This window comes from Hoeflea marina, assembly GCF_003182275.1.
Classification (GTDB): domain Bacteria; phylum Pseudomonadota; class Alphaproteobacteria; order Rhizobiales; family Rhizobiaceae; genus Hoeflea; species Hoeflea marina.
This window is the reverse complement of record NZ_QGTR01000006.1, coordinates 1-12651: the sequence shown is the minus strand read 5'-3', so window position 1 is coordinate 12651 and position 12651 is coordinate 1. Positions and strand designations below refer to the sequence as shown.

Here is a 12651-nt window from a genome sequence, read left to right as displayed (position 1 = left end):
CTTGACCTGATCGGCGCCATTTCCGAGTGTCCGCCCAAGGAGTACCTCATGGACAATGAATTCGCGACCCGCAACGGATATCCGCGCTCGGCGGTGACGCTGGCCAACTGGCGCACCCAGCCCTTCAACCGCTGGGCTTTCCGCAATGTCGCGGAACTGGTGCCGTCGGCACGGATATCGACGGCGTCGCCCAGCCTTCTGCCGGACCCCGTGTCCAACCCGGCCATGCTCGGGCGCACCGCCTTCGAGGGCAGCGAAGAGAAGCTGGCCTGGTTCCTCGCCACCAGCCAGACGGACAGTTTTCTGGTGGCCCGCGACGGCCGCATCATCTGCGAATGGCATGCCGCGGGTGTGGACCGGCAGGATCCGCACCTGTTGTTCTCGATCACCAAGTCGATAACCGCGCTGGTCACCGCCATTCTCGAGGAGCAGGGCTTCGTCGATCTGTCGGCGCCGATCGGCGCCATTCTTCCGGAGACCCGCCGCGGCGCCTATGGCGACGCCACCGTCCGTCAGCTCCTCGACATGCGCGTCAGCCTCGATTTCGAGGAGGTCTACAATTCCGACGGCGATTACGCCCGTTACCGCCGCGCCATGCTCTGGAATCCCGCCGATCCCAAGCAGGAGGATCCCGGCCTGTTCGCGCTGCTCTGCGCCCTTCCCAAGGGCGCGCACGCCCATGGCGGCGTCCACGCCTACCAGTCGCCCAACACCGACATGCTCGGAACCGCGCTCGAGGAACTCGCCGGCCGGCGCTTCTCCGACCTCTGCTCCGCCCTGCTCTGGCATCCGCTCGGCGCCAGCGCCGATGCCATGCTGACCGTCGACCGTTTCGGTGCGCCGCGCACCGCGGGCGGCATGTCCTGCAGACCCCACGATCTGCTCGCCGTCGGCCAGATGCTGCTTGATGGCGGCAAGGTCGGTGACCAGCAGATCATCCCGCCGGCCTGGCTCGACGACATGCGAAGCAATGGCGACGAAGAGGTCTGGGCCAAGGGCAGCCAGGCTGACTTCCTCGCCCACGGCCGCTACCGCAGCTGCTGGTACCAGGTCGGCGGCGCAAGCCAGGCCTATCTCGCCGCCGGCATCCACGGCCAGTATCTCTATGTCGATCCGGAAAGCCGCACGGTCATCGCCAAATTCGCCTCCCAGGACGAGCCGCAGGACAGCCTGCTCGACCGCCAGAACCTGGCTCTGTTTGCGAGCCTCTGCGCCGCGGATTGATGACTGCGACGGGGGCGGAACGATCCCTGCCCCCGTCCGAGCCCCAGGTTATTCGAATACGATTGCCGGCGCCTCGCGACGGCCGGCGCCGCCGAGCTCTTCCAGACGCGCCCGCACCTTGGCGGCGATCTCGAGATAGACCTTGGCATGCGGGCTTTCGGGATCTGAAACCACCACAGGGGCCCCGGCGTCCGAGGTCTCGCGGATGGCCATCGCCAGCGGCACTTCACCCAGGAACGGCACGCCGATCCGGTGTGCCTCGTCGCGCGCGCCGCCATGGCTGAAGATGTCGTGCCGTCCGCCGCAATCGGGGCAGACGAAATAGCTCATGTTCTCGATCAGCCCGAGGATCGGCACCTCGACCTTGTTGAACATGTTGAGACCCTTGCGGGCGTCGATCAGCGCCAGATCCTGCGGCGTCGAGACGATCACGGCGCCTGCCAGCGGCACCTGCTGCGCCATGGTCAGCTGCGCGTCGCCGGTGCCCGGCGGCATGTCGACCACCAGCACGTCGAGCGCGCCCCAGGCCACCTCGCGCAGCATCTGGGTGAGCGCCGACATCACCATCGGCCCGCGCCAGATCATCGGCGTGTCTTCCTCCACCAGGAAGCCCATCGACATCACCTTGAGCCCGTAGCGCTCCATCGGCTTGAGCATGCGGCCGTCGAGCTGTTCCGGACGGCCCTTGAGGCCCAGCAGACGCGGCATCGACGGGCCGTAGATGTCGGCGTCGAGAACGCCCACCTTCAACCCCGTCGCCTGCAGCCCGAGCGCCAGGTTGATGGCGGTCGTCGATTTGCCGACCCCGCCCTTGCCCGAGGCCACCGCGATGATCGAGGCGATGCCCGGCACGTCGGCCTTGGTGCGCGCCGCCGTTGCCTTCGGGCCTGGCGCGGCGCCTGACGGCGCGTGGCTGTGGCCGGCATGGCCGTGCGCGGCCGGCGGCGGGCTGGCCGGACGCGGCGGCGCCGCCTGGGCGCCGGGCTCGCGGCTGGCCGTCAGCGCCACCATGGCGCTCTTCACGCCCGGCACTGTCTTGGCTGCCCGTTCCGCCGCTTCGCGCAGCGGTTCGAGTTCCTTGGCCCGCTGCGACGGCACGGTGAGGGAGAAGAACACCTTCTCGTCGGCGATGAAGATGTCCGAGACCATCCCCAGATCGACGATGTTGCCGCTGAGGTCGGGCCCCTTGACGGTTCTCAGCTTGTCGAGAACCTGTTCTTTGCTCACACTCACATCAGTCTCCGCATTTTCCTGAATTGTCCAATCCCATATAGGCCGGCGAGCCCACCGATCCAATGGCAACAGAGCAATGGCACGGGCGGGCATCCGCAATCAACCATTGTCGGGACGCTTGAGGACCAGCCGAGGCGGATTGCGGAGCGGTCGGGCCCTCGCGAATGTCAGGCCTGTTTGCGGCGCAGCACGAAGAACGGCACGATGAAGGTCAGCATCAGCAGCCGCGCCACGTGATGGGTGGCGACAAAGGTCGGGTCCACGCCCAGAAGCACGGACATCGCCGCCATCGTCTCCACCCCGCCGGGGGCGAATGCAATCAGCACGGATGTCAGCTCCAGGCCGGTCGCATAGGAGGCGATGACGGCGAACACCGTCGCCAGCACCACGGCGAGCAGCGTCACCGCCAGCCCGGCGCCGGTGGCGCGCGCCAGTTCGGCCCGCGTGACGCCGGAGAAGCGCGTGCCGATCAGGCAACCCATGCAGACGAAGGCGGAAAGCGTCAGCGGCGCCGGCACCACGCCCGCCACCGTCCCGGTGACATGCAGGATCGCCGACACCACCAGCCCGCCGATCAGATAGGCGGCCGGAAGCTTCAGGCGGTCGAGCCCGTAGCCGGCGGCGCCGGCAAGCGCGATGCAGGCGAGAAGCGGAAGAAGTGCCGTTTCAGCGGGCGGCAGCCCTGACAGCACGGGCAACGGCCCCATCAGGGTGACGACCACCGGCACGATCAGCGTCAGGCACAGCACCCGGATGCTCTGGACAATGCTGACGGTCTTGAGATCGGCCTTCACGCCCTCGGTCAGGCCCAGGACATAGCTCAGGTGCCCGGGCGACGAGCTCAGCAGCGCCGTCGTCGGATCCATGCCCCACTGCCGCACCAGCATCAAGCGGGTGAACAGAATGATGGCAAACAGGCTGGCGCCGAGTGCCGCCAGGGTCAAAGGCCAGTGCCCGATGGCCTCCAGCACCTCCGGTGTCACCGACTGCCCCATGGAAAGGCCTATGATGACGAAGACGACCGAGCGCAGAAGCAGCGGAACCGCGGTCTGGATGCCGAACAGGCCCGACAGCGTCACAGCGACCGCCGGCCCAGTCAGATAGGGCGCAGGGAAACCCAGCGCCCAGGCGATGCCGGCGCCGAGCGCGCCCAGGGCCAGCGTTCGGGCCGCAATCCAGACCTCGGTCATGCTCATTCAGTCGGGATCCATTTCCTCTGCCATCGCCGGCTTGACCTTGACCCGGAAGAAGCGTCCGGCGATCATCGGCAGAACGAAGCCGACAAAGGCGAACAGCCAGAGGCCGATCGACAGCGGCGAGGCAAACAGCGCCGTCCAGTCCCCGTCGGAGATGGTCATCGCCCGGCGAAGATTGGCTTCCATCTGGTTGCCGAGCAGCACGCCGAGGATCACCGGCACCAGCGGCACGTCGAGCTTGCGCAGGCCCCAGCCGAGCACTCCGAACAGCACCATCACGATCAGGTCGAAGGTGGAGCCGGAAATGCCGTAGATGCCGACGAAGGAAATCATCGCCACGGCAGGCATCAGGTAGCGCGGCGGGATCAGCAGCACGCGCACGAAGATTCCGACCATCGGGATGTTCATGAACAGCAGCATGAAGTTGGCGATGAACAATGCGGCGATCAGGCCCCAGACCACGTCCGGATTGGACTGGAACAGCAGCGGGCCCGGTGTGATGTTGAGCGCCAGCAGCATGGCGAGCAGCACCGCCGTGGTGCCCGACCCGGGCACGCCGAGCGCCAGCATTGGCACCAGCGCGCCGCCGGCGGCGGCATTGTTGCCGGCTTCGGGCGCCGCGACTCCGCGCGGATCGCCCTTGCCGAATGTGCCGTCCTTGTCGACGAGTTTCTTTTCCAGCGAGTAGGAAATGAAGGAGCCGAGCGAGGCGCCGGCGCCGGGCAGCACGCCGGCGATGAAGCCGATCATGGTCGAGCGGCCCATGGTCGGCAACGTCGACTTCAGCATCGGCCATGGCACGGTGGAGCGGCCGACCTTGACGCCGGAGGAATCGCCGGTGGCCTTTTCGGTGCCGCGATGCTCGAGGAAGATGAAGACTTCCGACAGCGCGAACAGGCCGACAATGGCGACGAGAAAATCGATGCCGTCATAGAGATGGACTTCGCCGAAGGTGAAGCGCGGCACCCCGGTCTGGCCGTCGACGCCGATCATCGCGATGCCGAGGCCCAGGCCCGCGGCCAGTGCCGCCTTGGACTGGTTGCGGCTGGCAATTCCGCCCAATGTCGCGAACGCCACGGTGAACAGCGCGAAATATTCCGCCGGACCGAACAGCAGCGCCACCTTGACCAACTGCGGCGCCAGGAACACAAGGCCCCAGGTGGCAAAGAAGGAGCCCACGAAGGAGGCAACGCCCGAAAGAGCCAGCGCCTCGCCAGCCATGCCCTGCTTGGCCATCGGATAGCCGTCGAGCGTCGTCATCAGCGCCGGCTCGTCGCCGGGGATGTTGAGCAGGATCGACGAGATGCGGCCGCCATACATGGCGCCGTAATACACCGAGGTGAGCAGGATCAGCGCCGGCGTCGCCGGCAGGCCGAGCGTGAAGGCGAGCGGGATGAGGATGGCCACCCCGTTCGATGGTCCCAGCCCCGGCAGGGCGCCGATGATGGTGCCGAGAAAACAGCCGATGAAGGCCAGGCCGAGATTCTGGAAGGTGAGAGCGACCGAGAAGCCGTGGGCAAGTGCTGAAAGGGAATCCATGATCGCTCCTCAGAAGCCGAAGGGGCCGCGCGCAAGCGACAGGCCGAGAATGAGATGGAAGACCACGAAGATCCCGAGCGAGATCGCCACGCCGGCGGCGAGCGCCTTGAGCGGCGGCGTCCCCAGCCGCCACGACAGATAGGCGCCGGTGAGAGCGGTCGAGATGACGAAACCGAGTTCCGGCAGCACCAGCGCATAGGCCACCATCACCGCGACGGTCATGCCGATTTCGAACATCCGCGACAGCGGCGGCCATTCCGGCTCGGTATCGGGGCGCAGAAACACTACAAGGCTCGCCAGTCCGAACACCACGGAAATGATGTAGGGAAACGCCTTGGGCCCGAACGGATCGGAAATGAAGCTCAGCTCGATGACCGATGTGCGCCAGATGAAGAATGCAGTGAGGAGCAGGCCGAAGCCGCCCAGAATACGGTCGCTCATGGCGCCCTCCCCGTTTGTCCCGGCGTCCCCGGATAGTCACACCGGGACATCCCGGATAGCAGGAAAAGCCCCCGCCCGCCAAGTGCGGACGGGGGCAAGTTTCGGCTCTTACTTGATCAGGCCGATTTCCTTGGAGATCGCGGCAATCTCATCGATGTTCGCCTTGACGAAGGCTTCGAACTCCGTGCCGCGCAGGTCGAGCGGCGCGATGCCGTTGGCGGCCATGGTCGCCTTCCACTCTTCGGAATCGTAGACAGCGCCGACAGCCTTGACCCACTTGTCATAATCGGCGTCGGAAATGCCGCCAGGGGCATAGAAGCCGCGCCAGTTGGCGCCGACCGCGTCGATTCCCTGCTCCTTGGCGGTCGGGAAGGAGGCGAAATCACCTTCAAGACGTTCCGGCGCCAGCACGGCGAGCACCTTGATGTCGCCCGAATCGACGAAGCCCTTGGCTTCCGACGCATCGCCGGTGAACGCCTGCACCGCGCCGCCGAGCAACTGCGTCACCGCCTCGCCGCCGCCGTCGAAGGCCACGTACTTGATCGTGCGCACGTCATCGATGCCGGCCTTCTTGGCGGCAATCAGCACCTTCAGGTGATCCCAGCCACCGACAGCGGATCCGCCGGCGATGGAAACGGACTTCGGATCGGCCTTGATCATGTCCATCAGCTCGGGAAGCGTCGTGATCGGCGAATCCTTGGCGACTGCGATGATGCCGTAATCGGCGCCGACAGAGGCCACCCAGCGAACCTGGTCCATGGTGTTGCCGGGGAAGGCTCCCTGGGCAAGACGCGTGGAGGTGGCCGAAGATGCGGCAATGATCAGCTCGCCGTCGTCATTGCGCTTGTTGACGACTTCGGCAAAAGCGACACCGCCGCCGCCGCCTGCCATGTTGGTGACCTGCACGGTGCCGTCGACAAGCTTGAGATCCTGCATGGACTTTCCGACCTGGCGGCAGGTGAAGTCCCAGCCGCCGCCCGGATTGGCCGGTGCAATGCATTCGGCCGCGAAGGATGCGACGGTCAGCGATGCGAGCGTGACGGCGGTCGCGGCAAGCCGCGTTACAAATAGATTCATGGAAACCTCCCAAAAGATTGAACCCGGCTTTCCTCGAAGCAGGATTGGCGGCTATGCTAACGCTTCAAACTGTCAGAAAGCTGTCAGCCCGCGGGAGGAGCAGACGCGGTGCACTACCTTGTGGTCGAGGACACGGCGGACGTGGCCGAAGCGATCGCCGAGCGGCTGTCGCGCGGCGGGCATGCCTGCGACCATGCGCCGACGCTCGAGGATGCCATGCACTTCGCCGGCGCCTCCGCCTATGATCTGGTGGTGCTCGACATCAACCTGCCCGACGGCTCCGGCATCGATTTCCTTCGCTGGCTCCGCCGCCGCCGCGATCCGGTGCCGGTGCTGGTTCTGACCGCGCGCCTCGCCATCGACGACAAGATCGGCGCGCTCGACTTCGGCGCCGACGACTACATGGTCAAGCCCTTCGACCTGGGCGAGCTGGAAGCCCGCGTGCGCGCCATTGTCCGGCGCCGCGCCGGCGATGGCGGTACGGTGCTCTCGGCGGGCAATCTCGAATTCGACACCGTCTCCCGCACCGCGACGGTTGCCGGCGGGTCGATCGCACTGACCCCGCGCGAGCAATTGCTGCTGGAAATTTTCCTCATCAACAAGGGCCGGGTCCTGGAGAAGGAAGAGCTGGTCATGCGGCTGTTCGGCTTTGAGGCCGACGCAGGCGCCAACGCGCTCGAACTCTATGTCGGCCGGCTCAGGCGCAAGCTCGCCGGCGCCGATCTGGAAATCCGCACGCTGCGCGGCCTGGGCTACCAGGCGCGTGTCCTCTCGGCCCCGGAAACGCTGACTTGAAGCCTCCTCTCTCCGATCCCGAGATGGCGGCCGCAGCGACCGGCATCGTGCCCTCCATAGCCGGTCGTCTGACGCTGATGCTGACCTTGGTGCTGACAATTGCCGCCACCGGAACCATCATCGCCGCCTATGCCTATGGTCGCACCGCCGCCACCCGCGCCTTCGACAGGCTGCTCACCGGGGCGGCGCTGCAGATTTCCGAGCGCATCAGCGTGGTCGAGGGCGAGACCGTCGTCGACATTCCGCTGTCCGCCTTCGGCCTGCTGTCGCTGGCCTCCGAGGACCGCATCTTCTACCGGGTTCTTGATCCGGTCGGCGCTACGCTGACCGGCGACGAGGCCTTTCCGCTGCCCGATGAGGTCCGGGCGGGCGACGCCCAGATGCTCTACGACGCCGAATTCTCCGGCGAGCCGGTGCGCGCCATCCTCATGCGCCGCTTCCTGGCCGAGCGCTCGGTGCGCGGACCGGTGACCGTGATCGTCGCCCAGACCTTGCGGGCGCGCGGCGAACTGGCGCGCGAGATCGTCGCCCGCGCCGTCATCGGCGTCGTCATCGCCGGCTTTCTCACCCTGGTGCTGGCCGTGCTGGCCTTGAGACTCGCGCTGAGCCCGCTGGACAAGATCGAGCGCGCCATCCTCGCGCGTGACCCCAAGGACCTTACCCCGCTGTCGACGGACACGCCACGCGAGGTGGCTGCTCTCGTGGCCGCCATCAACCGCTTCATGGCCCGTCTCGACCGGCGAGTCGGCGCGATGCAGAATTTCGTCGCCGATGCAGCCCACCAGATGCGCACCCCGATTACCGCGCTGAGGGCGCAGACGGAGCTCGCCATGGAAGAGGAAGATCCGCGCCGGCTCAGGGTGCTGCAACGGCGCATCCGCGACCGCGCGATGGGGGTGAGCCGGCTGACCGATCAGCTGCTCTCGCACGCGCTGATCACCCATCGCGCCGATTCAGCCACGCTGGAACGCATCGACCTGCGGCGCGTGGCCATGGAGGCCGAGCGTGAGGCGCGCCGTACCGGCGGCGCCAGCCGGATCGACCTCGACCTGCCCTCCGATCCGGTCTTCGTCACCGGCGATGCCTTCAGCCTGCGCGAGGCGGCCCGCAACCTGATCAACAACGCAGTCGCCCATGGCGTGCCGCCGATCATGCTCAGGGTCTCCGCCGACCTGGAGGCGGGCACCGCCAGTGTAACCGTTCACGACCATGGTCCGGGCATGGATGCCGACCGCATCGCCCGGATCGGACAGCGTTTCGTCCGCACCGCCACCGATCCGCGGAGCGCCGGACTCGGGCTCGCCATCGTCGCGGAAGTGGCGCAGTTTCACCAGGGCTCGATCACCACCGGCAGCGACAGTGGCGGACGCTTCACCATCTCCATCCTGCTGCCGCTCGACGCCGACCAGTCCGACGGATCCGACGCCGATGATCAGCCGCGGGAGGAGACGGTGGTGGTGTTTCCGACCCAGCCGAGCCAGCAGGGAACAGGCAATTGATGGCGCATCGAAGCACTGCAACGCACAGCGTCGCCACCACAATCGCGCTCGCGCTTGCCGTGGCATTCGGCGCGCTGACCGGCGGCGCAGGAGCCGCCACCGAGACGCGCTTTGCCGCCCGCGCCGACGATCCGCGAACGCTGGTCATCGCCAGCGTCACCGACCTCGACTTCATGCGGCCGCTGATCGCGGCCTTCCAGCGGCAGCACCCCGACATTGCGGTCACCTATGTCGAGGACACGTCCAACAATCTCGACGCGGCGGTCACCACAGCGTGCAACGGCGGGCGTTTCATCGCCGACCTGGTGATTTCATCCTCCATCGCCCAGCAGGTGCGGCTGGTCAACAATGGCTGCGCCTCGCCGGTCCAGAGCGCCATCGTCGAGACGCTGCCCGACTGGGCCCGCTGGCGGGGCGAACTCTTCGGCCTCACCTACGAGCCGGCAGTGATGGTCTACAACAAGCAGGCCTTCGCCGGACAGGAACCGCCGAAGAGCCGCTTCGACCTGATCGACATGATGCGGCAGACCGGACGGCTCGATGGTCGCATCGCCACCTATGATATCGAGCAGTCCGGCGTCGGCTATCTCTTCGCCTTCCAGGACGCCGCCGAGGCCAGCACCTGGGGCCGGCTGATGGAAGGCTTCGGCCGCAACAATGTCCGCACCTTCTGTTGCTCGGGCGACGTCATTGACCTGGTGGCCAGCGGCGAGGCGCTGATCGGCTACAACGTTCTGGGCTCCTACGCGCTGGCCCGGGCGCTCAAGGACCCCCGCATCGGGGTGGTGCTGCCGTCCGACTACACGCTGGTGCTCGCCCGTGCCGGTTTCGTGCCCAAGCCGGCGCGTGACCCGCTCGCCGCCCGTGCGTTTCTCGAGTTGCTGCTTTCGGCGGACGGCCGCGCCATCCTCAACGGCGACACCCGCCTGCTCACGTCGCTGAGCGGCCCTTCGGCGCTCGCCGCCATCAACGAGGGCGAGGACACCGCCTTCCGGCCGATCCCGCTGTCGCCGGCGCTGCTGGTCTCGCTCGACCGCGCCAAGCGCAGCCGTTTTCTGTCGCAGTGGCGCAAGTCGGTCATCCCGCCCAATCCCTGATCCGGGACGGCCGCATGCTCAGAGCAGCAGCGAGACGATGCCGATAATGGCGGGAAGCGCCTGCACATAGAGGATCTTTCGCGACGCGGTCACCGCTCCGTAGATCCCGGCCACCGCGACGCAGACAAGGAAGAACAGCGCAATGTTGGTCTGCCATGCCGGATCGGCGATCAGCAGCGACCAGATCAGCCCGGCGGCGAGAAAGCCGTTATAGAGTCCCTGGTTGGCGGCAAGCGCCTTTGTCGGCGTGAACAGGTCGCGCGGGAAGTTGCGAAAGACCTTCGGCCCCCTGCTCTCCCAGGCAAACATTTCCAGCCAGACAATATAGACATGAATGGCCGTCACCAGGACGACCAGACCGATCGAAATCACGCTCATGCGACACTCCCCCATTTGAATCGCCGATCAGGCATCCGGTCCTGGAAATCCGACGGCGCCTGCGCTCCGGAATTCCGCACCAGGACCAGTCGCTCACGCCACCGCCTTCGATCGCCCGGCATTGCGGCCCGAGAAGATGCAACCGCCCAGGAACGAGCCCTCCAGCGCATTGTAACCGTGATAGCCGCCGCCGCCGAAGCCGGCGACCTCGCCGGCGGCGAACAGGCCGGGAACGATCCCACCATCGCTTCCCAGCAGTTGCGAATCCAGATTGGTCTCCAGCCCGCCCAACGTCTTGCGGGTGAGAATGTGCAGCTTGACCGCGATCAGCGGCCCGTTCTTCGGGTCGAGAATCCGGTGCGGCCTGGCGGTGCGGATGAGCCGGTCGCCGAGATAGGCGCGCGCGCCGTTGATGGCGGTGATCTGCGCGTCCTTGGCGAAGCGATTGGCGATCTGGCTGTCGCGGGCCTCGACCTGCATGCGTATGCGCCCGAGATCGAGCGGCACTTCCGGCGCCAGCCTGTTCATACCGGCCACGAGTGTTGCCAGGTCGTCGGCGACGACGAAATCCTCGCCCTTCGACTTGAACGCCTCCACAGCCGCGGTGGCACCCTTTCCGAGCCGGCTCTTGAGCACCTCGCGCCAGCGCTTCGAGGTCAGGTCCGGATTCTGTTCCGAGCCGGAGAGCGCGAATTCCTTCTCTATGATGGCCTGCGTCAGGATGAACCAGCTGTGCTCGTGGCCGCGCTTGCGGATCTCCTTGAGCGTCGACAACGTGTCGAACCCCGGCATGCATGGCGCCGGCAGCCGTTCGCCGGTGGCATCGAACCACATCGACGAGGGACCGGGCAGGATGCGGATGCCGTGCGCCGGCCAGATCGGATCCCAGTTGCGCACGCCTTCGGTGTAGTGCCACATCCGGTCGCCGTTGATCACCCGGCCGCCCGCGGCTTGCGTGATCGCCACCATGCGGCCGTCGACATGGGCCGGCACGCCGGCGATCATCTGCGCCGGCGGCTCGCCCAGCCGCTCCCGCGGCCAGCTCTTGCGCACCAGGTCGAAATTGCCGCCGATCCCGCCGGATGTCACCATCACCGAGGCCGCATGGAGCTCGAAATCACCTGCGACATCGCGGTTGCTCGTCGCGCCGCGCAGCACGGCGTCCGGGGCGAGGATTTCGCCCGATACCCCGTCGGCGGCGCCGTTGCGCATCGTGATCCCCGACACCCGGTGGCGGAACCGGAACGAGACCAGTCCCCTGTCGGCATGCGCCCGCACGCGGCGGATGAAATGCTCGAGGACGCCCGGCCCGGTACCCCAGGTGATGTGGAACCTAGGCACGGAATTGCCATGGCCGGGCGCGAAAGATCCACCGCGCTCGGCCCAGCCGACGATCGGAAACCAGCGCAGCCCCATCTCGTGGAGCCAGGGCCGCATCTCGCCGGCGGCAAAGTCTATGAAGGATTCCGCCCAGCGCCTTGGCCAATAGTCCTCGGGCCGGTCGAATTGCGCCGAGCCCATCCAGTCGGCGAGCGCCAGGTCCCGGCTGTCACGAATCCGCATGCGTCGCTGTTCCGGAGAATCGACCATGAACAGCCCGCCAAGCGACCAGAACGCCTGGCCGCCGAGGCTTTGTTCGCCCTCCTGGTCGACCAGGATCACCCGCTTGCCGCGATCTCCCAGCTCCGCCGCCGCAGCCAGCCCGGCCAGTCCCGCCCCGACGATGATCACATCCGCGTCGCTCATCTGCACCTCCGGCCCGCCGCATCCGCAGGCGGGAGGATAGCGCGATCACAGCCAATGTACATGGCCGCCCGCGCCGGTGTTCGGCTGCGGGGCGTGAGCGACCTGCCGCCGCGCGGCACAGAGACAGCCGCCCGGGCCGGCCGCTGCGATGCGGGACGCAATGGCGGACCAGCATCCGTGCCCGGCTCCCGAACATGAAGAAGCCGGACCGCGCCGAGGGCAATTCGGCGCGATCCGGCTGATCCGCTGCATCCGATGACCGGCGGCACAGCAGAATGGGGTGATCATCTCAGCCCTCCGGGCTGCCGTGACTGGACGGCGCCGGGGGCCGGGCCTTAGCCCTTGAAGAGCGAGAGGATGTTCTGGGAGTTGGAGTTGGCGATCGACAGCGACTGGATGCCGAGCTGCTGCTGGGTCTGCAGCGCC

11 protein-coding genes are annotated in these 12651 nt (G+C 66.9%); 4 read left to right on the top strand and 7 right to left on the bottom strand.

From position 1 onward, the window contains the following. Window positions 1–48 precede the first annotated feature (48 nt). Entirely contained in the window at window positions 49–1224 is a 1176-nt protein-coding gene (locus DFR52_RS20015) for a serine hydrolase domain-containing protein (RefSeq protein ID WP_110033805.1), read from the top strand. 48 nt (window positions 1225–1272) lie between these two features. Here DFR52_RS20015 and DFR52_RS20010 read toward each other — a convergent pair whose 3' ends face one another. The 5 genes from DFR52_RS20010 to DFR52_RS19990 form a co-directional block, all read right to left on the bottom strand. Further along, a complete protein-coding gene (locus tag DFR52_RS20010; protein WP_245415419.1) occupies window positions 1273–2457 on the bottom strand; it encodes an Mrp/NBP35 family ATP-binding protein in 1185 nt (394 codons plus the stop codon). A gap of 167 nt (window positions 2458–2624) precedes the next feature. Beyond that, complete coding sequence (locus DFR52_RS20005) at window positions 2625–3653, bottom strand: AbrB family transcriptional regulator (protein WP_110033803.1); 1029 nt, start codon at window positions 3651–3653, stop codon at window positions 2625–2627. Continuing rightward, window positions 3654–5192 carry a tripartite tricarboxylate transporter permease gene (locus DFR52_RS20000; RefSeq protein ID WP_110033802.1) on the bottom strand — a complete coding sequence of 513 codons (1539 nt, stop codon included), beginning with the start codon at window positions 5190–5192 and terminating at the stop codon, window positions 3654–3656. Between the two features lie 9 nt (window positions 5193–5201). Continuing rightward, the gene (locus DFR52_RS19995) at window positions 5202–5633 is read right to left on the bottom strand and encodes a tripartite tricarboxylate transporter TctB family protein (RefSeq protein WP_110033801.1); all 432 of its coding nucleotides are present in this window, start codon (window positions 5631–5633) and stop codon (window positions 5202–5204) included. A 108-nt stretch (window positions 5634–5741) separates the two neighbouring features. After that, window positions 5742–6710: a Bug family tripartite tricarboxylate transporter substrate binding protein gene (locus tag DFR52_RS19990; RefSeq protein ID WP_110033800.1), complete on the bottom strand. Its 969-nt coding sequence runs from the start codon at window positions 6708–6710 to the stop codon at window positions 5742–5744. Between the two features lie 108 nt (window positions 6711–6818). On the opposite strand from DFR52_RS19990, the gene DFR52_RS19985 reads away from it, so the two are divergent. Genes DFR52_RS19985 through DFR52_RS19975 form a run of 3 tightly spaced genes read left to right on the top strand, consistent with a single transcriptional unit; the run spans window position 6819 to window position 10101 of the window. Then, window positions 6819–7505, top strand: a complete 687-nt coding sequence (locus DFR52_RS19985; protein WP_110033799.1) for a response regulator transcription factor — start codon at window positions 6819–6821, stop codon at window positions 7503–7505. Further along, window positions 7502–9004, top strand: a complete 1503-nt coding sequence (locus DFR52_RS19980) for a sensor histidine kinase (protein WP_245415418.1) — start codon at window positions 7502–7504, stop codon at window positions 9002–9004. Before DFR52_RS19985 ends, DFR52_RS19980 begins: the two co-directional genes overlap by 4 nt. Next, complete coding sequence (locus tag DFR52_RS19975) at window positions 9004–10101, top strand: ABC transporter substrate-binding protein (RefSeq protein ID WP_110033797.1); 1098 nt, start codon at window positions 9004–9006, stop codon at window positions 10099–10101. The genes DFR52_RS19980 and DFR52_RS19975 overlap by 1 nt, the downstream gene beginning before the upstream one ends. An 18-nt stretch (window positions 10102–10119) precedes the next feature. Here the strand turns inward: DFR52_RS19975 and DFR52_RS19970 are convergent, their stop codons facing one another. Both DFR52_RS19970 and DFR52_RS19965 read right to left on the bottom strand, forming a co-directional pair. Continuing rightward, a complete protein-coding gene (locus DFR52_RS19970; protein ID WP_110033796.1) occupies window positions 10120–10479 on the bottom strand; it encodes a DUF1304 domain-containing protein in 360 nt (119 codons plus the stop codon). A gap of 93 nt (window positions 10480–10572) precedes the next feature. Next, window positions 10573–12225 (bottom strand): FAD-binding dehydrogenase, encoded by a 1653-nt coding sequence (locus tag DFR52_RS19965; protein ID WP_110033795.1) that lies wholly within the window; start codon window positions 12223–12225, stop codon window positions 10573–10575. Window positions 12226–12651 lie beyond the last annotated feature (426 nt).

Excerpts from the sequence above, each read along its gene's own strand:
- DFR52_RS20015 (WP_110033805.1), top strand. The coding sequence starts at position 49 with ATGGACAATGAATTCGCGACCCGCAACGGATATCCGCGCTCGGCGGTG.
- DFR52_RS20005 (WP_110033803.1), bottom strand. The coding sequence starts at position 3,653 with ATGAGCATGACCGAGGTCTGGATTGCGGCCCGAACGCTGGCCCTGGGC.
- DFR52_RS20000 (WP_110033802.1), bottom strand. The coding sequence starts at position 5,192 with ATGGATTCCCTTTCAGCACTTGCCCACGGCTTCTCGGTCGCTCTCACC.
- DFR52_RS19995 (WP_110033801.1), bottom strand. The coding sequence starts at position 5,633 with ATGAGCGACCGTATTCTGGGCGGCTTCGGCCTGCTCCTCACTGCATTC.
- DFR52_RS19990 (WP_110033800.1), bottom strand. The coding sequence starts at position 6,710 with ATGAATCTATTTGTAACGCGGCTTGCCGCGACCGCCGTCACGCTCGCA.
- DFR52_RS19975 (WP_110033797.1), top strand. The coding sequence starts at position 9,004 with ATGGCGCATCGAAGCACTGCAACGCACAGCGTCGCCACCACAATCGCG.
- DFR52_RS19970 (WP_110033796.1), bottom strand. The coding sequence starts at position 10,479 with ATGAGCGTGATTTCGATCGGTCTGGTCGTCCTGGTGACGGCCATTCAT.
- DFR52_RS19965 (WP_110033795.1), bottom strand. The coding sequence starts at position 12,225 with ATGAGCGACGCGGATGTGATCATCGTCGGGGCGGGACTGGCCGGGCTG.